Below are 20,074 nucleotides of genomic sequence, written 5' to 3' on the forward strand. Positions count from 1 at the left end.
TATGCGCGCGATCGTCGTCGGCCAGACCGGCGGACCCGAGGTCCTGCAACTCTCCGAGGTCAACGACCCGAAGCCGGGGCCCGGTGAGCTGCTGGTGGAAGTCGGCGCCACCGGCGTGAACTTCATCGAGACCTACCAGCGCAGCGGCTTGTACGCCGTGAACCTGCCGTTCACGCCGGGGGCCGAGACGGCCGGGCACGTACTGGCGGTCGGCGAGGGCGTCACGGACTTCAAGCCCGGCGACCGGGTGGCGACCGTGGACGCCCGCGGCAGCTACGCCGAACAGGTGATCGTGCCGGCCGACCGGGCCGTGACGGTGCCGGACGGCGTGGACATCGAGACCGCCGCCGCCGTGATGCTGCAGGGCATGACCGCGCACTACCTGACACAGAGCACGTACCCGATCAAGGCCGGCGAGACCGCGCTGGTGCACGCCGCGGCCGGCGGCATGGGCCTGCTGCTGACCCAGCTGGTGAAGGCGGCCGGCGGCAAGGTGATCGGCACCGTCTCCAGCGAGGCCAAGGCCAAGCTGGCGACCGAGGCCGGCGCCGACGAGGTCATCCGCTACGACCAGGTGTCCGGCGAGGAGCTGGCCGAGGAGGTCCGCCACCGCAACGGCGGGCAGGGCGTGCACGTGGCCTACGACGGCGTCGGCAAGGACACCTTCGAAGCCTCGCTCGGCGCACTGCGCATGCGCGGGATGCTGGTCAGCTTCGGCAACGCCTCCGGACCGGTCCCGCCGATCGCGCCGCTGCGGCTGTCGCAGGGCGGCTCGCTGTTCCTGACCCGGCCCACGCTGGGCAACTACATCGTGGCCCGCCAGGAGCTGGAGTGGCGCGCGAGCGACCTGTTCCGGTGGATCCAGGAGGGTGAGCTGAACGTGCGGGTCGGCGCGACGTATCCGCTCGGCGAGGCCGGGCTGGCGCAGCAGGACCTGGAGTCGCGGAAGACGACGGGCAAGCTGCTGCTGATCCCGTAGTTCCCCGTCTGGTTCGGAGAAGTCACGGCCGCGTCCCGGCTCGGGCCCGTTGGGCCGCCGGGCCGCGGCCGGCGGCGACCGCGCACAGCAGCGCGGCTGTCGCTGTGGCGATCGGCCCGGCGTGCAGGGTCGAACCGGGTGCGTCGAGGCACTGGACCGCCGCCAGCACCGCGGATGCGGCCAGCCCGGTCGCCGCCGCCAGCGACAGCCACGCCAGCCGGACCGCCGGCACCGTCAGCCGCAGCGCCGACAGGACGATCAACCCGACGCTCAGCCACCGCACCACGTGCAGGCAGTCCTGGCCGTGGCGCGCGGGCCAGGGGACGGCCAGCGATGCGAGAGTCAGCGCCGCGAACCCGAGGACGGCCAGCGTGTTGGCCTGAAAACGATCGGAACCGGACTGCGCCGCCGAGACCATGGCACCCATGCTCACGCATATCGTCGGATGAAACAAGGGTCTTGATAAAGGCCGGAAGATCAATCGAACTTCTGGTACATCACGTGGATCCCGACGTAGCCGTGGGCCCGGCTTTTGTACGCCCCCGGAACCGTCCCGATGATCTGAAAACCGATCGACTGCCATAGGTGCACGGCGCGGGCGTTGCTCTCCACGACCGCGTTGAACTGCATCCCGTGATAGCCCTGCTCGCGAGCCCACTTCAGGGAGTACTCGCCGAGCGCCCGGCCGACGCCACGGCCCGCGGCCGCCGGGTCCACCATGTAGCTCGCGGTGGACACGTGCGCGCCGGGGCCGGGCCGGTTCGGGCCCATCTTGGCGGTGCCGAGGACCGTGCCCGCGTCGTCGACCGCGACCACGGTCAGCCCCGGCGGCCGCTCCATCCACAGCGCACGGCCTTCCTCTTCGGAGGGCTCGTAGGGGTAGACGTAGGTCTCCCCCTCGGCGCAGATGGTGCGGAAGAAGGGCCAGATGCGCGGCCAGTCCTCATCGGTGGCTTCGCGGATGTGCACGGTCATGGCGCGAGGATAGCGGCCGGCCGCGGTCCGGCAGCGGGCCGATCGGTCGACTTTCGCGTGGCCCTGCATAGCGGCTGAATCGGGTTCAGGCTGGTGGGAGGCGTGCAATTCTCAGGAGGCGAGCACGCGCTTCTTCTCCTCGTCGACGTCGTAGCCGGCCGGCGGCCACTTCGGGTCCAGCCGCTCCAGGGTCTCGACGAGCAGGTTCGTGATCGCGAAGTTCCGGTACCACTTGCGGTCGGCGGGGATCACGTACCAGGGCGCGGTCTCGGTCGAGGTCAGGTTCAGCGCGGCCTGATAGGCCTCGGCGTAGGCCGGCCACAGCTTGCGCTCGGCGACATCGTTGGTGCTGTACTTCCACAGCTTCGTGGGGTCGTCCAGGCGGGCCAGCAGGCGTTCCTTCTGGGTGTCGCGGCTGATGTGCAGGAAGCACTTGACCACGGTCGTGCCCTGGTCGGCGAGTTCCTGTTCGAACTCGTTGATCAGGCCGTAGCGCAGCTCCCACTGCTCGCGCGGGACCAGGTCGCGGACCCGGACGATGAGGACGTCCTCGTAGTGGCTGCGGTCGAAGACGCCGACCATGCCGGGCGCCGGCAGGGCCTTGCGGATGCGCCACAGGAAGTCATGGGACAGCTCCTCCTCGGTCGGGGCCTTGAAGGAGGAGATGCGCAGGCCGCCGGGGTCCATCACGCCGGCCACGTGCTTGACCGTGCCGCCCTTGCCCGAGGTGTCCATGCCCTGCAACACCAGCAGGAGGCTCTGGCGGGCCGGCTCGACGCCGCCGCGGGACTGCGCGAACAGGCGCTCCTGCAGGTCGGCCAGGCGCGCGGCGAGCTTCGGCAGCTTCTGGAGCGCCTCGGACTTCGAGTCGACGCCGGGGTGCGCGTCGGAGGGCAGCTTGTTCAGCTTGACCGGGGAATCGGGGGCCCGCAGCAGGTGCGTGAAAGACTTCGCCATGAAGGAAGACTGCCATCCGGGTTAACAGTTCGCATGCCATGGCGTCCGTTCCGGGACTGGGAACGGCGCCTGAGAACTCGGAGTTACTGGTTACTGCGGGACTGCGGGACTGCGGGACTGCGGGCTAGGCTCCCGCGCCGACTGCAGCTTCCTCGGCGGCAGCCAGCGCCACGCCGTCCCGGGCCAGGGCGGTGATCCGGGATATCGCGCGCAGGTACTTCTTGCGGTATCCGCCGCGCAGCAGCTCCGGGGTGAACAGCTCGCCGAGCGGCGTGCCGGAGGCGACGACCGGGACCTTGCGGTCGTAGAGCCGGTCTATCAGCACCACCAGGCGCAGGGCGACGTTCTGGTCGTCGAGCGGCCGCACGCCGGTGAGCCCGACCGCGCTGACGCCGTCGATCAGGGCGCCGTAGCGGCTGGGGTGGACCGCGGCGAGCTCGCCGGTGAGGCCCTCGAAGGTGTCGAGCGTGGCGCCGGCGTGCTCTTCCACGGTGCGCGCCACGATGTCCTCCGCGACCGGGGCCGGCGGCGTGGGCAGATCCCGGTGGCGGTAGTCGGGGCCGTCGACGCGCAGCACCTCGAAGCGCGCGGACAGCGCCTGGATCTCGCGCAGGAAGTCGGCGGCGGCGAACCGGCCCTCGCCGAGCTTGTCCGGCAGCGTGTTGGAGGTCGCGGCCAGCTTCACGCCGCGGTCGGACAGGCGGGTCAGCAGCGTGGAGACCAGGACGGTATCGCCCGGGTCGTCGAGCTCGAACTCGTCGATGCAGACCAGCGCGAAGTCCGACAGACGCTCGACCGCAGCCGCGAAGCCGAGGGCTCCGACCAGGCTGGTGTACTCGACGAAGGTGCCGTAGGCCTTCTTCTCGCGCGGGGCCGGCGACTCGTGCCAGAGCGAGGCCAGCAGGTGGGTCTTGCCGACGCCGAAGCCGCCGTCGAGGTAGACGCCGATCGCGCCGGGCGCCGGAGCCTTCTTCTTGAACAGCCCGCCGCTCTTCTTCGGCGCGACACCGACGGTCGCGGCGAAGGCCTGGAGCCGGTCGCGCGCCGCGCTCTGGCTCGGCTCGGCCGGGTTCGGCACGTAGCTGGAGAAGCGCACCTGGTCGAACCGCGGCGGCGGGACCAGGTCGGCTATCAGCCGGTCCGCGCCGACCTCGGGGCGGCGGCCGACGAGGGTCGCAGCGGGCGCGGAGACTATCGGAGCAGACGTCGGCACTCTTCCAATGTCGCAGGCCGGAGCGGGTGTCCAGGACCGTCCGAGGGGTGTAATTGATCACATGTGAAGCCAGTCACAAAACCTTGTGCGACAGGTGGATGAGCCGCGCGTGTCAGAAGTCGCCCAGTGTGATTCGCTGGTCCCATGTATCAGCTGTTGCCGCCGTCGAACCGCGGCCGCCAGGTCGATCTGGCCGAGGTCTACGCCTACCCCACCGGGGCTCGGCGCTGGGTGCGGGCCAACATGGTCGCCACCGCCGACGGGGCCGCCACCGCCGCCGGCAAGTCCGAGGGCATCTCCGGCGAGGCGGACAAGCGCATCTTCGGCGTGCTGCGCGCCCTGGCGGACGTGGTGCTGGTCGGGGCCGGCACGGTGCGCACCGAGCAGTACCGCCCGGCGCGGGTGCGCCAGCAGTACCAGGAGGCGCGCGCGGCGGCCGGGCAGGCGCCGACCGCGGCCATCGCCGTGGTCTCCCGCGCCCTGGACCTGGACTGGTCGATGCCGCTGTTCACGTCCCCGGCGGTCCCGACGATCGTGCTCACCGCGACCGACGCCCCGCAGGACCGCATCGACGCCGCGAGCGCGGCCGGCGCGGACGTGATCGCCGCCGGCACCGGCGACGTCGACCTGGCCCTGGCCGTGGACCGGCTCGCCGAGCGCGGCCTGGGCCGCATCCTCTGCGAGGGCGGGCCGAACCTGCTGGGCCAGCTCGCCGCCTCCGGGAGGCTCGACGAGCTGTGCCTGTCCATCGCGCCGCAGCTGCGCGGCGGGGACTCGATGCGGGTCCTGGCGGGTCCGGATCTTCCGGACGGGCTGCCGCTGATACTGCACAGCCTGCTGACGGAGGACGGATTCCTCTTCAGCCGCTATCTGGTGACGAAGCGCTGAGGCGGAACCGACCGGAACAGCGGTGGCAGGCCGCCCCGGCGGATTCGGCTTCGGTCACCGGCTTCGATCGCCTACTTCGATGTCGGCTTCGACACCGGCTTCGACGCCGGTTTGGATCAACGCGCCGCCGGGGTCCCCGGCAGTCCCCGGCAGCGCGCTCACTTGGTGCCCACCGTCAGCGTCAGGTGGGAGACCACCTGCTGCGCGATCAGCGCCCCGGCCTGCTCGTTGACCAGACCGGCCGAGATGGCGCCCTGGATCGCGGCCTGGACCGCGGAGGTGATCTGCGCGGCGGTCGGCGGCGCGGGCCGCAGGTGCAGGTCGTTCACCTGGCCGCGCATCTGCGGGACGGCCCCGGCCGGGTCGTTCAGCGCGACCCACGCCCCGTGCGCCAGCTGGCCCAGCGGCGCGTTGTGCATCACCTGGCCGTTGACCACTATGTCCTCGCGGCCGTAGTTGTAGACCGCCGCGGCGATCGCCTGGATGTCTTCCGGCGTGAGTGCCACGTCGTCATCTCCGTTCAACAGGTTCGTAAGGTCCGCGACGCTGCCGCGGAAGGCGTTGTAGTCAAGCGGCTGACCGCCGTCGGACGCCTGGTTCGTGTACTGGTAGAGCACCGGCGTCAGCCCGCCGTACGCCTGCCACCCGGACGCGCCGTCGCCCGGATAGAGCGACGCCGGCGAGCCGGTGCCGCCGGGGTACGCCGACGACACCAGGTGCACGCCGCGCGCGGTGAACTCGCTCAGGTCCGGCTGTCCGAGCTGATCCCAGAACCAGCGCGGCAGGTAGGCCAGGCGCATCTTCAGCCCCTGCGCGGCTGCGGCGTCGATGTACGCCACGGTCTGGGCGATGGTCGGCGTGTACGAGCTCGTCGGCTCGATGTCGAGCATCCCGGGCAGCGAGCGGTCGCCGACGTTGGCGGCGGTGTGCGCGGCCTGCGCGGTGACCGATTCGCCGGACAGGAAGTGGTACCAGACGAACGGCTTGCCGAGCTGCGCGGCCTGTTGCCGCCAGCCCTGGTAGTCGGCGTCGGTGTAGTAGGTGCCCTCGGTCGTCTTCGCGATGACGAACGAGGCGCCGGTCAGGCGCGACAGCACCAGGCCCGACTGGTACGAGGAGATGTCCGGACCGAAACAGGTCACGAGATCAACCCCCCGTACCCGGCTGGACGTGGCAGGTTGTCGCCGCCCGGCGGGTATCCCGGGAAGCGCATGACGTAGTAGTGAGTGGCGGCATGGTCGTGTGCCGCGACGGTGTAGTCACCCATCGCCCCTCCTCGACTGCTGCTTGAATCATCGTAACTGGTCAGAATCCTGATGTGCAGGCCTCGTCATGAGGTAAACCGAGGGCTGCGATCGCCGGCTGCCGGCGGAGCGTCAAGCGACGCGGGAGAACCGGTCACGGTCTGGATTCGAGTTCGAAGATCAGCGTGCCGACGCCTGGATGCGTCGCGCACGTCATCGAAGTCACTGGCACGGCGCCCCCGCTCAGCTCAGCGATCCGCCGCTCCAGGACCGCCGACGCGCTGCACCAGCGCGGCCTGGCCGGGACCACTTCTGCCCCCACGGCGCTTGTCACGGTACTGGGAGCCACCGAAGTTCGGCAACGGCGCACGGGGAAACTGCGTGATTCCATGTACGCCTCCTTATCCAGCACTTTCCGACGTTCCTCGAAGTTCCCCGAACGTCGCCTTCCAGGCGTCGTGCCGCCACCCGGAGGCCGCATAGGCGCGACGAGCGGTACAGTCCGAGAAGCCGCGCAGGTAGAGACGCTGTTCACAGATCCGTAAGACCTCCTCGGGGAAGACGGATCCGTCTTCAGCCGTTATCCAATCGGGGGAACACACAGTTCCGTCGATGGGCCCGGTAGGGAAGGGTGAGTCACATGGTCGAGAAGGTGGAGAGGTCCGAGGCGGAGTGGCGGTCGTTGCTGACGCCGATGGAGTTCGCGGTGCTGCGCGAGGCCGGTACGGAGCGTCCGTGGAGCGGGGAATACGTTTCCACGCACACGGAGGGGACGTACCACTGTCGCGCCTGTGACGCGCCCTTGTTCCGGTCGCAGGCGAAGTACGACTCGCACTGCGGGTGGCCGTCGTTCTACGAGCCCGGTGAGGGTGACGCGGTCACGCTGCTCCAGGACCGGAGCCACGGGATGGTGCGCACCGAGGTGCGGTGCGCGGCGTGCGGGTCGCACCTGGGGCACGTCTTCGACGACGGGCCGGCCGCGCACGGCGGGCAGCGGTACTGCATCAACTCGGTGTCGCTGAAGCTGGACGAGGACGAGAGCGCGTCCTAAGCGTTCACCGTTTGCGCCTCTGCATCCCCTGCGGCTGCCCCTGTGTCATCTGTGTCATCGCTCGCCTCAGTCGCCCCGCTGCCACCTCGCGGCACCGGCGCCGACCGCGAGCAGGGCCACCGCCGCCAGAAGGGCGGTGGCCGCGAGGGAGGTCGGGGGGATCGGGTGCATCCCCGACTTCAGCGGCGGCCACGCGGTCAGCACGCGCGGATTGAGCAGCGAGGACAGCACGGGGGTGGTGCGCAGGGACTGCTCGGCGTCGGCCAGGAGCTTGGCGACGCTGGGCAGGCCGGTGAGCAGGCGGCCGGCGGCCAGCGGCACGGCGAGCGCGACGACCGCCACGGCCACCGCGACCGACGCGCGGTACCAGGCGGTCAGCCACCCGATGGCCAGCCCGAACAGCCCGGCGGCCGTCGCCGCAGCAGCCGCCGGCGCCACGCCCTGCAGCACAGGATCGGCGGCGGCACCGTCGGGGATGAGGGTGCGGTCCCCGGCATAGGCCCAGGCCAGCGCCAGGGCGTAGCCGAGCGCGGCGGAAAGCGCGACCAGCGCGCCGGTCAGGGCGGACAGGAGCGCGGTGAGCGTGGCCTTGGCGACAGTCAGCCAGGCCCGCCGCGGCACCACGGCGAGGGTGACGTAACGCATGGAGTAGTGCCGCTCATGCCCCGACGCAGCGGCTCCAAGCACGACGGCGGCGGCGAGCGCCGGGAGCGTCCCCGCCAACCGCAGCAACGCCACGACCCGCTCCGAAGCCCCCGCCGACACCGCGAGGGCAGCGGCCACGCCGAACGCGGCGGCCACGACGGCGGCACCCCCGGGGACGCGCCGCGTAGCCCGCAGGCTCCCAAGGCGGCGTAGCTCATAACGGAACGCGGCGATCATGCGGACGTTTCCTGCTCTGCCGGGGCCGCCTCAGCGACCGGGACGTGCTGCTGCTGGCTCTGCTGCGCCGCCCGCGCAGCTGCGGCGCGCCACGGGGTCATGCCGTCGCTGCCGCTGTCCGGCTGCGGGGCGGGGGATGCCACGGTGAAGGGGACGGCTGGTTGCGGTTGCGCCTGTACAGGGGCAGGCGCGGGAGCCGCTGCCGCGGTGGCGGTGGTAGCGGTCGCAGTGGCTGTGGCGGTTCTGGACGACGCAGACCCGACGACGGCCCCGACGGGCTCCGGCGACGGCGTTACGGGACGCTGCGAGCGGCTGCGTCCCCAACGGAGTCCGAACGCGCCAGCACGACGATGCGTGGGACGCGGGGCTTCGGGGGACTTGGCCGGCGTACGCGGCTCGGTGCTTTCGGCGGTAGCTGGCACGCTCTGCGGGACTTCGGCAGTGCTCTGGTGAACTGCGCTGTCGGCCGGGACGGTGTCCGTGGCAGCCGACGCCAGGTTGCTCGCCGAATCCTTGCCACCGGCAACGGTCGGCGCCGCGCTCGGCCGCACCTGCGAACCCTTCACAGCCGACCATCGCGAACCGGCGACCGAGCCCTGCGTCCGCCACGACCCCGCCACACTCGGCGTGGCGCCATCGGACCGCACGACCGCCGAGTCAGCACCCGCAGCCTCGCGCACCACCACCGGCTCCGGCGCAGGCCGCACATCGGCCGCACCGCCGACCGGCTCGGCCGCAACCCGGACCGCTTGCTGCTCAGCCTGAGCCTGCACGCTAGCGCTCGCCGCGCCCTCGCGCGCCGACACCGACGAAGGTTGCGCATCCGCCGCACCGCCGACCTGCCCGGCCGCAACCCGGCCCGCCGGCTGCTCAGCCTGAGCCTGCGCGCCAGCACTCGGCACCGAATCGCGCTCCGGCGCAGGCCGCATTCCAGTCACAGCGCCAGCCTGCTGCTCAGCCGCAGAAAGCACACCTGCCAGAGACTCGCGCGAGCCGGCGACCATGCGCTGCCCAGCTGCCTGACGCTCGGCCGGAACCTGAGCACCAACGCCCGCCACAGCCTCGTGCGGCCCAGCAACCAAGCCCTGCGCACCTGCTTGCCGCTCGACCGGAACCCGCGCACCAGTACTCGCTGTGGTCTCCTGCGGGCCAGCGAACGAAGTCGGCCCACCTGCCCGCCGTTCGGCCGGCACCTGCGCACTAGCACTCGCTGCGGCCTCCTGCAGCCGAGCCACCGAGCCCGCCGCAGCCGCTCGCCCGGCGCTCGTCTCCTGCGCCACCATGTGCGCTGGCGCCGGTTCCTGCTGCTCGGACGCGACGTGGACGGCCGCCGCAGCCTCGGCGCTCGCCTCCGCCGCGGCCTCGATGACCTCGGCCTCCTCGATCTCGTCGGCGACGAGGCGGACGCCGGAGTGCCAGATGGTGTCAGCGCGGTTGAGGCCGGGGAGGAGTTCCTTTTGGCGGGGGACGGGGCGGAGGCCGAAGACGTCGTCGTCGTGGCCGATTTCGCAGAGTTCGTGGAGGCAGACGCCGGCTACGTGGGCTACTTCGCCGATGCGGGCTCGGTCGAGGCCTCGGACTTGGAGGGCGCCGGGGCCTGCCGGGGCCAGGCGGGCGCCTTCGGCTTCGAGGGCGGCTGCCAGGCGGGCTGCCTGGGGGCTGCGGACTTGGACGACTGTGGCGCGGCGTTCGTCGAAGACCTCGGCGGCGGAGCGGCTGGCGATGACGCGGCTGATGCCGTCCTGGTCGTCGCGGCGGAGGACGACCACGTGGTCGGCGGTGCCGGAGAGGGTGTCGGGGTCGGTGGCGGCGACCAGGACGGTGCGGCCCTGGGCCGCGTAGGCGCGGATCAGGGCGTGGAACCAGGACATGCCGTGGGTGTCGAGAGCGTGCGGTTCGTCCAGGATCAGGGCCGCGGGGTCGCCGAGGAGGGCGGCGGCGATGGCCAGGCGCTGGCGCTGGCCGGGGTCGAGGCGGCCGCAGCGGACGGTGGCCTGGGTGGACAGGCCCGCGACTTCCAGCACTTCCGCGATGCGGGGCTTCGGGACGCCGCCGCCGGCCGCGTAGAGCTGCAGGTGGGCCTGGACGGTGCGGCCCGGGTGGACGGCGTCGGGGTTCAGGGCCAGGCCGACCTCGCGGACCGCCGGGCGCAGGGCGCGGTAGGGGCGCCCGCCGAACAGGGTGCGGCCGCCTCCGGGTTCGAGTTCGACCATCAGGCGCAGGACCGTGGACTTTCCGGTTCCGGGCGCTCCGAGCAGGGCCGTCACCTGGCCTGGATAGACGTCGAACGACACCCCCTGGACAGGGCCGCCGCCCGCGCCGCGCGACCGGCGGGTGCTGGTCAGCTCGATCGCCTCGATCACCGCGACTCCTCTTGCTCCGGGCCCTCGCTGTCGCGCGGCACCGGCTGTTCGGCGCCGGTGTCCACCGATTGATCACCGTCCGCGACATCGCTGTCCGCTACGGTAGCCGTGATCACTCACGGGACCGGGGGAAATCACCGTGAAGAGTGATGAAGTGTCGCAGCCGACTGCCTATCGCCTGCTTCTGGACAACCCCGCTCCGGCGTGCGCACCATGAGAGGACCCCCCACTCGCGAGGAGGTCTGCGCCATGGGCCTCGCCCCCGCCGTCCCCCTTTCCGCCGCCATCGCCGAACACCTGGCCGCGACCGAAGGCGAACACGGCCTGTACGCCGAGATCGTCGCCGCCGACCCGCGCCTGACCTTCGCCGTCGAGACGCTGATCCGCGAACACGCCGAGCTCCGGCGCGCCATGCAGCGCGACGTCGCGGGCCTGAGCGACAAGCAGCTGGCCGAGCTGACCCGGCGCCTGGACCGACACTGCCAGCGCGGGAACGACCTGGTCTACGAGGCCTACAGCGTGGACATCGGCGGGGAGAACTGACGGCCCGCCGCACGCGGCGTGAGGCCGGTCGTTCAGTCTCCTTAGTCGCTCAATCAGCTCAGCGGATCAACAAGCGCAAGTACTCAACCGGCTCAACTCCCGGCCCAGTCCGCAGCCCAGTCCGCGACTCGGTCCCCAGCTCAGTCCACTGACGGCCGCAGCATCGGCGGGTTCAGCAACGTCGCGCTCCCCCGCCGGAACAGCTGCGCCGGCCGGCCGCCCTGCCGCGACGTGGTGCCGCCGGTCGGCACCAGGAAGCCCGGCGTGCCGGTCACCTTCCGGTGGAAGTTGCGCGGGTCGAGCTGCACGCCCCACACCGCCTCGTACACGTTGCGCAGCTCCCCCACCGTGAACTCCGGCGGGCAGAACGCCGCGGCCAGCGACGAGTACTCGATCTTCGACCGGGCCCGCTCGACCCCGTCGGCCAGGATCCGCGCGTGGTCGAAGGCCAGGCCCTCCGATCCGGGCAGCGCCGAGACCGGCAGCCACTCGGCGGCGCGCGCGTCGCCCCCGGCCGCCGGGAACGGCCCCTCGGAGCCCTCCTGCAGCGAGGTCAACGGCGCCAGCGCCAGGTACGCCACCGACACCACCCGCATCCTCGGGTCCCGGTCCGGGGTGCCGTAGCTGGCCAGCTGCTCCAGGTGCACGCCGTGGTCCGGCACGCCCTGCGAGTCCTGCCCGGCCACCTCCAGCCCCAGCCCGGTCTCCTCGGCCAGCTCCCGCACCGCGGCGTCGCCGAGGCTCTCGTCCGGCTTCACGAACCCTCCGGGCAGCGCCCACCGGTCCGCGAACGGCGGCTCGCCGCGCCGCACCGCCAGCACGCTCAGCCCCTGCTCGCCGACGGTCAGCACGACCAGATCGACGGTCACCGCGAACGGCGGGTAGTCGGTCGGGTCATAGGCCGGGTCGGCGAGGTCCTGTGGCATCCGTTCATCGTAGCGTGATGTCGTCAAGGTGACGAGAACTGGGGTCGGCCGACCGGAGCACGGCAGGTGAGCATCGGAATCAATCCGAGGAACACAGCGTCTGCGGCCTAGTGATCGGCTCACCCAAGCACCGTCGCGGCTAACCGCCGCGGCGTCATGCCCGTGCCGGTGAAGCGCCACGTCGCGATCTCGACCTCGGTGACGCGGAGCCGGATCGGCGGCATCCGGCGACGCTCCGCGACCCAGTCGATCAGGCGGTGCGGGTCACGGATCGCGGCCGCGAAGTGCACCAGATTCAGGTACCAGATCTCACGATGGAACTCCTTCTCCAGCCACGCGTCCGGCCCGAGCGCCTGTGCGTAGGCGGCCGAGAGCCGGTCCGCGGCCTCGTCGACGGGCATCGCGCACGCCATCACCGACAGCCGGGTCAGCGTCAGGCCGGTGACCTCGAAGGTCAGGGGCCGGACCCCGACGGCCGCGGCACGCAGGGCGTCGGCATAGCGGGCGACGCAGGGATCGTCGTCCCCGATGCCGTCACGCGGGTGCTCCAGCGCGCGCATGGTCAGATGCGAGTTGTCGATGGCACCGGTCAGCCAGTGACCGTCGCCGGCGACCGCTGCGGCTTCGCGGGTCAGCCTCTCCAGGTGTGCCGCCGCCCGGGAGTCCGGACGGAGCAGCGCGGACACGCCCCACCGTCGATCGCCCTCGGTCGGCACCGCCTGGATCCCGTACGATCCGTCGGCCAACGCCTCCGCACCCTCGGCGAAGAGCTGGTCGAACGGGGCATGGTCGGTCCTGCGCAGCAGCGGTTCACTCGCCGGTTCACTCACCTGGTGCTCTCCCCCTGTTCTCCCTCGCACGGCTCGCGAGGTCGAGGGGGAAGACACCTGGCCGGCTCCGCTCGGTTGCAGGCCCGGATCGCCGGCCTGCGATGTCCCAGACTGCGGTTTGCGGTTCGCCACGCATCGGGGAGCAGCGCTAATTATTACGAACCAAAGAACCTCCTGCTGAATGCTGGTGCCGCATGACCTGCGGTGATCTGATGGGTTTGTGGCAGAGGCATTGGACGCTTCCCGCAGTGACGTCGACGGGGGTGTCGGTGCCGGCGGAAGCGGCGACGGGCCCGGCCGGCCGGGCCGGGAAGGGCGGCCGGTCGGGCGACGCGTCGTGGTCGGCGTGATGGGGCTGGGCGCCCTCGGGGTGTTCAGCGGGTCCGCCGTGCAGCGGTTCCTGGCCGATGTGGCGCAGCACGACCCGACCGGGCTGACGAACCTGCTCCCCCTGGGCAACCAGTTCCGCATCTACACCGTAACCGGGAGCGTTCCGACTCCGGACCCGACCACCTACCGGCTGTCAGTCTCCGGCCTGGTGGACCACCCCCAGCAGTACTCGCTCACCGATCTGGCGGCGCTGCCGCAGACCGACATGGTGCGGGACTTCCAGTGCGTCACCGGCTGGCGCGTCCCGAACGTGCCGTGGAGCGGGGTGCGGTTGCGGGACATGCTCGCCCTGGCCGGGGTACAGAGTTCCGCGAAGGCATTGCGCTTCGTCTCCTTCGACGGGACCTACACGGAGTCGTTGACCCTGGACCAGGCCCAGAACCCGGACATGCTGGTGGCGCTGAAGATGCTCGGCGGGCCGGTCAGCCACGAACACGGCGGGCCGGTGCGCCTCTACGCGGCGCCGATGTACGGGTACAAGAGCATCAAGTGGCTCTCGGAGATCCAGGTGGTGGACGCGGTCCATCCCGGCTATTGGGAGGGCTACGGCTATGACGTGGACGCCTGGGTCGGAAAGTCGAACGGCAGGAACGGCGATGTCCCGACCGGCTGAGGCCGGCCGCGTCCGGCGCAGGATCGAGCGGTTCACGCGGGCCGAGCGGTGGGTGCACCGCGTGACGGCCGCGCTGATGCTGACACTGATGGCGACCGGGGCCGTGCTGTATCTGCCCTCGTTGTCGGTCTGGATCGGGCACCGTCCGATGGTGGCGCTGATCCACCTGTACTCCGGGTTCGCCCTGCCGATCCCCATGGCGGCCGGGTTGTTCTCGCGGGCGTATCGGGCAGACGTGCGGCGGCTGAGCCGGCACACCGACGTCGACCGCGAGTGGCTGCACCACCGCGCCTGGCGGGAGGACCGGGCCCGGGAGCTGACGCTTCCGGTCGGCAAGTTCAACGCCGGACAGAAGCTGAACGCCTCCTTCCAGTGCGGCGCGATCCTGGTGATGGCCGGGACCGGGACCCTGATGTGGTTCCCGCACCTGGTCGGGGTGTCGGCCCGGACCGGCGCGACGTTCGTGCACGACTGGCTGGCGCTGGCGATCGGGTTCGTGGTGATCGGCCATGTGTGGTTCGCGGTGAACGACCGGCAGGCCCGGACCGGGATGCGGACCGGCTGGGTGACGCGCGGCTGGGCGGAACGGGAGCATCCGGCCTGGGCGGCCGAGGTGGCGGCGGAGGAGGGGTCCGGAGAGGACGCCCCGGGCTCCGACGCCCTGAGTGAGGCGGAGGACCGCGCGGCCCGCGGTGAGGCGGGCGCGCGCGATCGGGTGGAGGGCCGCGCCGTTCATCAGGCGCGAGCCTGGGACAGGTAGTCGACCGTCGCCGCGCAGGGAGTTCGCCGGTTGGTGACGACCACGTCCATGGCGTCCCTGGCCGGGTGCAGACGCGCCAGCATGTAGCGGTCCGTGCCGGCCGGGTAGTCCCCGCGCTGGCAGGGCGCCGCCGACGGATCGGCCGCGGCCATGACCCGCCCGGACGTCGGCACATGGTCCGCCGTGCCGCCGGGGATGTCGGGGATGTCAGCGCTCTGCCTGACCGTCCCCATCATCTGCTTGGTGTTGGCCGGTCCCGAGAACGGGATCAGCGGGCCCGGGACGACCCGCGACCGGGCGCCGCGCACGGCCGCCAGGCCGTCCGAGGTCCGGTCGGTGGACCCGCCGCCGAGCTGGGACCAGCCGCTGGAACCAGAACCAGAACCGTCCGAGCCGGTCGAGTCGGCGGGGCCGGTGGGATCGGCGGGGGTCTGCGACTCCGGACCGGCGGGGTCCGCAGCGCGGGGACTGGCGTGGGACACCCGATAGGCCGCGATCTCGCCCCGGGTGCCGTCCGGCAGGACGACCGGCCGCGGATGAAACGCGTACGCCGGGTCGGCTGGCTCAGCGGGCTCGGCGAGCCAGGGCACGAGGTGACCGTCGTGGTGCATGGCCAAGAGGTGACCCCACAGCCCGACATCGGCCGGGCGGTCCGGGGCGGTGAGCGTCCAGCCACTGGCCGTCCAGCCCTGGAGCGTCATGGCGCCGGGGCCGGGAAGGACCTGGTCGTGCTCGCCGTGCTCGCCGTGCCGGATGTGGTGCCGGGCAGGTGGCCCCTTGGCCGCGTCGGCGGACGACGCCACGCCGAACGCCTGGCTCGGCAACAACGGTACGGCGAGCGCCGCCATCGCGACGGCGAAGCCCGAGGTGCGGCGGGCCCGGGACGGCGTCCCGCTCGGCCGGACCATGGCGTGCGCCGCTCGGCGGCGAACGTCGGCGAGAGCCCGGGGAAGGAGCGGCTGCGGCTGCTGAGCCGGGGCCGACGAGGCGACTTGCTCAATGCGGTTCATGGTGACTCCAGTTCGGTTTCGGTTTTCGTGCGGACTTTCTTGGTGGAGCGGGGAGAAGGAATCGGGGCCGGAGCGGGGTCCAGATCAGAGCCGTCTCGATCTGTGCCCTCCGGATCTGTGCCGCCCCGGTCTGCGCGGTCGCGAGCCGTGGCCTCGCGACCGGGCGTATCGGGGTCGGCGGAGGCCTCGCCGAACATCTCCCGCCGCGTGTTGGCGGCGGACTCGCGCACGCCCTCGCCGTCGATGGCGTGGTGCAGGCCTGCGCGGATCAGCGAGGCGAACTTGTACTCGGGATCGATGGCCAGCGCCCGGTCCACCGCGCACTGCGCGATGGCGGGCCGGCCGATCGCCCACGCCGCCCACGCGGCCAGCGAGTAGGGGGCGAGGCGAAGATCGGGGTGCGGCGCGCGCCGGGCCAGCTCCGCGCCCAGCCGCAGCAGCTGCCCGGCGGAGTCCACGGTCGCGGCGGCGCACGCCAGGTAGTCGCGAACCCGCCAGTTGAGCAGCGCGACCAGCAGCTCTGCGGCCTCGGCGTCACTGATGGCCGGCGCCGCGAGCAGCGAGCCGGCCGGCTCGCCGGGCACCGGACCCTCGGACGCGCCGGCGATGCCCGGGACGCGGTTGGTGACGCGGCGGGAGGTGCGTGCGGCCGGGATGACGGCACCGACGGAGTGCGGAGCGGTGCCGTTGGCGTGCGACGTGGCCTGCTCGCCGGCGGCGGTGGGGGCAGCGGCAGCGACGGCAGCAGCAGGAGCGGCAGAACCGTCGGCCGATCCGGAGTCCGTCTCCGAGGACTGCGATCCGGAGTGCCCTGTGGACAGCGCCGCGGTCGCGCTGCCGGACAGTCCGCGACGACCGGCGCGCGGACCCTCGGGGCGGGCCGAGCGCGGCGCGGGTTCGTCCGAGTCCGCGCCGCAGCGGGTCAACAGCACGTCCATCAGGCGGCGGGCGTCGGCCAGGCCGGCGTCGGTGTCGTACCAGGTGGGGTCCAGCTGCTCGACGGCGGCGGAGATACGCGCCAGGACCTCCGGCGGGTACGGGTCCAGGGTCGCGTCGAGCGCTTCGCGGCTGGCGTAGACGGTGTGGCCGCGGGCGGCGAACGCGCCGGCCAGGGCGGCGGGCGCCTCGGCGGGGACGACGGTCCCGGCCGACGGGCAGCAACGGTTGTTGCGGCACATGTAGGACCACCAGCGGCCGTTCGCGGTGTAGAGCGCGTCGACGACGGTGACGCGCTCCTCGCTGGCCGCCGCCTCCAGCTGGGCCCGGAACGCGGCCATCAGCTTGCGGCAGTGGTCGGGCCGGGCCTTGGCGCCGGTGGCGCCGCGCGGGCCGAACGCGACCAGGATCGCGATGTCCGCGTTCTGATCGCGCAGCCGCGCCGCGAGTTCCAGCGCGGTGCTCCGTTCGTGTCCGCGAACCTGCTCCAGATCGATGCGGACCCCGTGCCGGATGAAGCTGCCGCCCTCGGCCGAATGGCTGACGCCGAGGACGACCAGGCTGTTCTCCGGATGGAAGCCGAACAGGAACGGGATCGAGGCGACCACCGAGCCCGGGGAGGCCAGCCGGACGGTGCCGACCGGGGCCGCGGGATCGGCCGCACCGGCGTGGCCGCCGGACCCGGCGCCCGGGTCGCCGCTCCCGCCGGCCGCCACACCCGGCACCGCGCCGGCCGAGCCGCCGGCACCGCCGGACACCCCGCCGGACCCGGGCACACCGGCTCCGGCCTGGCCCGGAATCCCGCCGCGCACACCGTGCGAACGGGACGGGGCCGGCGTTCCGGGGGCGGCTCCGGCTGCGGCGCCGCCGGTATCGGGGCCGCCGGACGGGAGGCCGTCGGCGGCGACGGCTCCGGGGGCGGTGGTGAGGTCGTGATCCATGACCGATACTGTGCCGATTCCCGGGCACGGAGCGCGACCAAGACATGACCGACTGTGGATAAACCCGGGTTGTGGATAACCGGTATCCCTCTAACGGTCTAATCCGCACGCTCGGCCGCGTCCGGATCGCCGGGAAAAACATCCGCGTGATCTCAGCGTCTTCTCAACCGGGCGGGGCAGAATGCGGCCATGCACATCCTCGTGGTGGACGACGACCAGGCGGTCCGGGACTCGCTGCGCCGCTCGCTGGCCTTCAACGGCTACGAGGTCGAGCTGGCGGCCGACGGACTGGCGGCGCTGGAGGCGATCGCGAAGCGGCGGCCGGACGCCGTCGTGCTCGACGTCATGATGCCCAGGCTGGACGGCCTGGAGACCTGCCGCCGGCTGCGCTCGGCCGGCGAGGACCTGCCGGTCCTGCTGCTCACCGCGCGCGACGCCGTCCCGGACCGGGTCGCCGGCCTGGACGCGGGCGCCGACGACTACCTCCCCAAGCCCTTCGCGCTGGAGGAGCTGCTGGCCCGGCTGCGCGCGCTGCTGCGCCGCACCCAGGGCAGCCTGGCCGACCAGTCGGACGCCCCGCTGGCCTTCGCCGACCTCACCCTGGACCCGGCCACCCGCGAGGTGACCCGGGCCGGCAAGCCGGTGCGCCTGACCCGCACCGAGTTCAACCTGCTGGAGCTGCTGATGCGGCACCCCCGGCAGGTGCTGACCCGCGCCCAGATCCTGGAGGAGGTCTGGGGCTACGACTTCCCGACCACCGCCAACTCCCTTGAGGTCTATGTCGGCTACCTGCGCCGCAAGACCGAGGCGGACGAGCTGCCCCGCCTGATCCACACGGTCCGCGGAGTGGGGTATTCCCTGCGTGAGACGGCCCCGTGAACCCATTCATCCCCGCCGACCACCAGGAGTCCGAGGAGCGCCCGGGACCTTACGAACGACTGCGCGCCAAGATCACGGTCCTGATGTCGCACGTCCCGCTGCGCACCCGCATCACCGCGCTGGTGATGGTCGCGGTCGGGGTGAGCGTCGCGCTGGCCTCGATCGCGGCCTGGGTGACGGTGCGGAACCAGATCCTGAACCAGATGGACAGCAGCCTGTACCAGAAGGCCCAGAACGCCAAGACCCTGGTCAACGAGCATGTCGCGGTGGGGCTGCTCGATCCCACCGTGTACGTCGTCTACGACGGCAGCGGCACGCCCACCGGCCAGTCGAACCTGCCTCCCCAGATCGTCCAGGACGACATCAGGTTCTCGGCCCCTGACCTGGAGGTCGCCCAGCACACCCGGGACGACCACTACTCGACGCTGGTCATCGACGGGGTCCGCTACCGAGCCCTGAGCGTGCCGATCACCACCGTCGAGACCGCGCTGCAGCCGCCGACCGAGCGGACCGCGGTCCTGGTCGCGGAGTCGATGGCGGACACCCAGCAGACCCTGGGCCGCCTCAGCCTGGTCTCCATCCTCGTCGGCATCGCCGGCATCGCCGTGGCCGGCAGCGCCGGCATCACCGTCGGCCGGGCCGGGCTGCGCCCCGTGGACCGGCTCACCGAGGCCACCGAGTACGTGGCCAGGACCGGCGACCTGCGGCCGATCGAGGTCCAGGGCACCGACGAACTGGCCCGGCTGGCCACCAGCTTCAACAGCATGCTGACCGCGCTGGCCCGCTCCCAGGAACACCAGAGACGCCTGATCGCCGACGCCGGCCACGAACTGCGCACGCCGCTGACCTCGATGCGCACCAACATCGACCTGCTCTCCCAGGTCTTCGGTACCGCGTCGAGCCACCCGGCACCGGGCTCGAGTCCGGTCCGGATCAGCGACGCCGACCGCGCGGAACTCATCGGCGACGTCCAGGCCCAGATGGAGGAGCTGTCCATCCTGGTCGGCGACCTGGTCGAGCTCTCCCGCGACACCAAGCCGCAGACCGCGCCGGAGCAGGTGAACCTGAGCGACGTGGTCCGGCAGGCCGTGGACCGGGTCCGCAGGCGCGCCCCGCACCTGAAGTTCGAGATCCAGCTCCAGCCCTGGTACCTCGAAGGCGACCCGGCGGCCTTGGAACGCGCCGTGACGAACCTGCTGGACAACGCCGCCAAGTGGAGCCCGGAGAACGGAACCGTCACCGTACGGCTTTCCGACGGGCTGCTCCAGGTCGCGGACCAGGGCCCGGGCATCGCCGAAGAGGACCTCCCGCATGTCTTCGAGCGCTTCTACCGCTCCACCGAGGCACGCACCATGCCGGGCTCCGGGCTGGGCCTGGCCATCGTCCGGCAGGCCGCTGAGAACCACGGCGGCCGGGTCGCGGCGGCGCGGGCGTCGAGCGGCGGAGCCCTGCTCGGGTTCTGGCTGCCCGGACAGCCGACCGAGGAAGACAGTCCCCAGAACAGCGGCAGGGCCGCGAACGCTTAGGCGGAACCCGACAGGCAGGTCCACAGGCGCGTTCTCCCTCTATGGGGAACGCGCCTGTGTGCCGTCTTAAGCAAGTAGCGCATAAGGTCGATGAACACCAGGTTCCGCACCTGTGGAAACACAGGGGATCCGGGCCCTTCTTTTTCGGGCACCTCTTGTCCTGGTCTC

The 20,074-nt window shown here is 71.9% G+C and carries 20 protein-coding genes; 8 read left to right on the forward strand and 12 right to left on the reverse strand.

Annotation, left to right across the window (positions count from 1 at the left end):
• Position 1: 1 nt before the first annotated feature.
• Positions 2 to 979, forward strand: a complete 978-nt coding sequence (locus ABH920_RS09265; RefSeq protein ID WP_370348466.1) for a quinone oxidoreductase — start codon at positions 2 to 4, stop codon at positions 977 to 979.
• 22 nt (positions 980 to 1,001) lie between these two features.
• On the opposite strand, the gene ABH920_RS09270 is transcribed toward ABH920_RS09265, so the two are convergent.
• The 4 genes from ABH920_RS09270 to zapE all read right to left on the reverse strand — a co-directional run bounded on the left by ABH920_RS09270 (position 1,002) and on the right by zapE (position 4,124).
• Entirely contained in the window at positions 1,002 to 1,406 is a 405-nt protein-coding gene (locus tag ABH920_RS09270) for a hypothetical protein (protein ID WP_370348467.1), read from the reverse strand.
• Between the two features lie 50 nt (positions 1,407 to 1,456).
• The gene (locus ABH920_RS09275; RefSeq protein WP_370348468.1) at positions 1,457 to 1,954 is read right to left on the reverse strand and encodes an N-acetyltransferase family protein; all 498 of its coding nucleotides are present in this window, start codon (positions 1,952 to 1,954) and stop codon (positions 1,457 to 1,459) included.
• Positions 1,955 to 2,065: 111 nt separating this feature from the next.
• Positions 2,066 to 2,911 (reverse strand): polyphosphate kinase 2 family protein, encoded by an 846-nt coding sequence (locus ABH920_RS09280; RefSeq protein ID WP_370348469.1) that lies wholly within the window; start codon positions 2,909 to 2,911, stop codon positions 2,066 to 2,068.
• Positions 2,912 to 3,035: 124 nt separating this feature from the next.
• Positions 3,036 to 4,124 (reverse strand): cell division protein ZapE, encoded by a 1,089-nt coding sequence (zapE, locus tag ABH920_RS09285; RefSeq protein ID WP_370348470.1) that lies wholly within the window; start codon positions 4,122 to 4,124, stop codon positions 3,036 to 3,038.
• Positions 4,125 to 4,268: 144 nt separating this feature from the next.
• On the opposite strand from zapE, the gene ABH920_RS09290 reads away from it, so the two are divergent.
• Positions 4,269 to 5,012 (forward strand): pyrimidine reductase family protein, encoded by a 744-nt coding sequence (locus ABH920_RS09290; protein ID WP_370348471.1) that lies wholly within the window; start codon positions 4,269 to 4,271, stop codon positions 5,010 to 5,012.
• Positions 5,013 to 5,170: 158 nt separating this feature from the next.
• Here ABH920_RS09290 and ABH920_RS09295 read toward each other — a convergent pair whose 3' ends face one another.
• Together ABH920_RS09295 and ABH920_RS09300 are read right to left on the reverse strand one after the other, a co-directional pair.
• On the reverse strand, positions 5,171 to 6,154 hold the full coding sequence (locus ABH920_RS09295; RefSeq protein WP_370348472.1) for a GH25 family lysozyme: 984 nt from the start codon (positions 6,152 to 6,154) through the stop codon (positions 5,171 to 5,173).
• The gene (locus tag ABH920_RS09300) at positions 6,151 to 6,279 is read right to left on the reverse strand and encodes a hypothetical protein (RefSeq protein ID WP_370348473.1); all 129 of its coding nucleotides are present in this window, start codon (positions 6,277 to 6,279) and stop codon (positions 6,151 to 6,153) included. The genes ABH920_RS09295 and ABH920_RS09300 overlap by 4 nt, the downstream gene beginning before the upstream one ends.
• Positions 6,280 to 6,896: 617 nt before the next feature.
• Here ABH920_RS09300 and msrB point away from each other — a divergent pair.
• Positions 6,897 to 7,307 (forward strand): peptide-methionine (R)-S-oxide reductase MsrB, encoded by a 411-nt coding sequence (gene msrB / locus ABH920_RS09305; protein ID WP_370348474.1) that lies wholly within the window; start codon positions 6,897 to 6,899, stop codon positions 7,305 to 7,307.
• A 66-nt stretch (positions 7,308 to 7,373) separates the two neighbouring features.
• Here the strand turns inward: msrB and ABH920_RS09310 are convergent, their stop codons facing one another.
• Together ABH920_RS09310 and ABH920_RS09315 are read right to left on the reverse strand one after the other, a co-directional pair.
• A complete protein-coding gene (locus ABH920_RS09310; RefSeq protein WP_370348475.1) occupies positions 7,374 to 8,189 on the reverse strand; it encodes a hypothetical protein in 816 nt (271 codons plus the stop codon).
• On the reverse strand, positions 8,186 to 10,552 hold the full coding sequence (locus ABH920_RS09315; RefSeq protein ID WP_370348476.1) for an ATP-binding cassette domain-containing protein: 2,367 nt from the start codon (positions 10,550 to 10,552) through the stop codon (positions 8,186 to 8,188). Before ABH920_RS09315 ends, ABH920_RS09310 begins: the two co-directional genes overlap by 4 nt.
• A gap of 249 nt (positions 10,553 to 10,801) precedes the next feature.
• On the opposite strand from ABH920_RS09315, the gene ABH920_RS09320 reads away from it, so the two are divergent.
• Positions 10,802 to 11,095, forward strand: a complete 294-nt coding sequence (locus tag ABH920_RS09320) for a hypothetical protein (RefSeq protein ID WP_370348477.1) — start codon at positions 10,802 to 10,804, stop codon at positions 11,093 to 11,095.
• A gap of 140 nt (positions 11,096 to 11,235) precedes the next feature.
• Here ABH920_RS09320 and ABH920_RS09325 read toward each other — a convergent pair whose 3' ends face one another.
• Entirely contained in the window at positions 11,236 to 12,021 is a 786-nt protein-coding gene (locus ABH920_RS09325) for an NUDIX domain-containing protein (RefSeq protein WP_370348478.1), read from the reverse strand.
• Positions 12,022 to 12,140: 119 nt separating this feature from the next.
• Complete coding sequence (locus ABH920_RS09330) at positions 12,141 to 12,851, reverse strand: hypothetical protein (RefSeq protein ID WP_370348479.1); 711 nt, start codon at positions 12,849 to 12,851, stop codon at positions 12,141 to 12,143.
• Between the two features lie 220 nt (positions 12,852 to 13,071).
• On the opposite strand from ABH920_RS09330, the gene ABH920_RS09335 reads away from it, so the two are divergent.
• Together ABH920_RS09335 and ABH920_RS09340 are read left to right on the forward strand one after the other, a co-directional pair.
• Entirely contained in the window at positions 13,072 to 13,854 is a 783-nt protein-coding gene (locus ABH920_RS09335; RefSeq protein ID WP_370348480.1) for a molybdopterin-dependent oxidoreductase, read from the forward strand.
• Positions 13,838 to 14,614: a cytochrome b/b6 domain-containing protein gene (locus ABH920_RS09340; protein ID WP_370348481.1), complete on the forward strand. Its 777-nt coding sequence runs from the start codon at positions 13,838 to 13,840 to the stop codon at positions 14,612 to 14,614. Before ABH920_RS09335 ends, ABH920_RS09340 begins: the two co-directional genes overlap by 17 nt.
• On the opposite strand, the gene ABH920_RS09345 is transcribed toward ABH920_RS09340, so the two are convergent.
• Both ABH920_RS09345 and ABH920_RS09350 read right to left on the reverse strand, forming a co-directional pair.
• Entirely contained in the window at positions 14,590 to 15,624 is a 1,035-nt protein-coding gene (locus ABH920_RS09345) for a hypothetical protein (protein ID WP_370348483.1), read from the reverse strand. The genes ABH920_RS09340 and ABH920_RS09345 overlap by 25 nt on opposite strands.
• Positions 15,621 to 17,501: a DUF4192 domain-containing protein gene (locus ABH920_RS09350; protein WP_370348484.1), complete on the reverse strand. Its 1,881-nt coding sequence runs from the start codon at positions 17,499 to 17,501 to the stop codon at positions 15,621 to 15,623. Before ABH920_RS09350 ends, ABH920_RS09345 begins: the two co-directional genes overlap by 4 nt.
• A gap of 189 nt (positions 17,502 to 17,690) precedes the next feature.
• Here ABH920_RS09350 and ABH920_RS09355 point away from each other — a divergent pair, with 189 nt between their 5' ends.
• Together ABH920_RS09355 and ABH920_RS09360 are read left to right on the forward strand one after the other, a co-directional pair.
• Positions 17,691 to 18,380, forward strand: coding sequence for a response regulator transcription factor (locus ABH920_RS09355; protein ID WP_015795955.1), 690 nt, complete (start codon positions 17,691 to 17,693; stop codon positions 18,378 to 18,380).
• Positions 18,377 to 19,906 (forward strand): sensor histidine kinase, encoded by a 1,530-nt coding sequence (locus ABH920_RS09360; protein ID WP_370348485.1) that lies wholly within the window; start codon positions 18,377 to 18,379, stop codon positions 19,904 to 19,906. The genes ABH920_RS09355 and ABH920_RS09360 overlap by 4 nt, the downstream gene beginning before the upstream one ends.
• The last annotated feature ends 168 nt before the right edge of the window (positions 19,907 to 20,074 follow it).

Origin of the sequence: Catenulispora sp. EB89 (assembly GCF_041261445.1) — a bacterium.
In the GTDB taxonomy this organism is placed as follows: Bacteria; Actinomycetota; Actinomycetes; order Streptomycetales; family Catenulisporaceae; genus Catenulispora.

Coding starts and splice junctions, on each gene's coding strand:
- ABH920_RS09275 (WP_370348468.1), bottom strand. CDS start 1,954: ATGACCGTGCACATCCGCGAAGCCACCGATGAGGACTGGCCGCGCATC.
- ABH920_RS09270 (WP_370348467.1), bottom strand. CDS start 1,406: ATGGGTGCCATGGTCTCGGCGGCGCAGTCCGGTTCCGATCGTTTTCAG.
- ABH920_RS09265 (WP_370348466.1), top strand. CDS start 2: ATGCGCGCGATCGTCGTCGGCCAGACCGGCGGACCCGAGGTCCTGCAA.
- ABH920_RS09300 (WP_370348473.1), bottom strand. CDS start 6,279: ATGGGTGACTACACCGTCGCGGCACACGACCATGCCGCCACTCACTAC.
- ABH920_RS09290 (WP_370348471.1), top strand. CDS start 4,269: ATGTATCAGCTGTTGCCGCCGTCGAACCGCGGCCGCCAGGTCGATCTG.
- ABH920_RS09350 (WP_370348484.1), bottom strand. CDS start 17,501: ATGGATCACGACCTCACCACCGCCCCCGGAGCCGTCGCCGCCGACGGC.
- ABH920_RS09325 (WP_370348478.1), bottom strand. CDS start 12,021: ATGCCACAGGACCTCGCCGACCCGGCCTATGACCCGACCGACTACCCG.
- ABH920_RS09320 (WP_370348477.1), top strand. CDS start 10,802: ATGGGCCTCGCCCCCGCCGTCCCCCTTTCCGCCGCCATCGCCGAACAC.
- ABH920_RS09345 (WP_370348483.1), bottom strand. CDS start 15,624: ATGAACCGCATTGAGCAAGTCGCCTCGTCGGCCCCGGCTCAGCAGCCG.
- ABH920_RS09310 (WP_370348475.1), bottom strand. CDS start 8,189: ATGATCGCCGCGTTCCGTTATGAGCTACGCCGCCTTGGGAGCCTGCGG.
- ABH920_RS09340 (WP_370348481.1), top strand. CDS start 13,838: ATGTCCCGACCGGCTGAGGCCGGCCGCGTCCGGCGCAGGATCGAGCGG.
- ABH920_RS09355 (WP_015795955.1), top strand. CDS start 17,691: ATGCACATCCTCGTGGTGGACGACGACCAGGCGGTCCGGGACTCGCTG.
- ABH920_RS09280 (WP_370348469.1), bottom strand. CDS start 2,911: ATGGCGAAGTCTTTCACGCACCTGCTGCGGGCCCCCGATTCCCCGGTC.
- msrB (WP_370348474.1), top strand. CDS start 6,897: ATGGTCGAGAAGGTGGAGAGGTCCGAGGCGGAGTGGCGGTCGTTGCTG.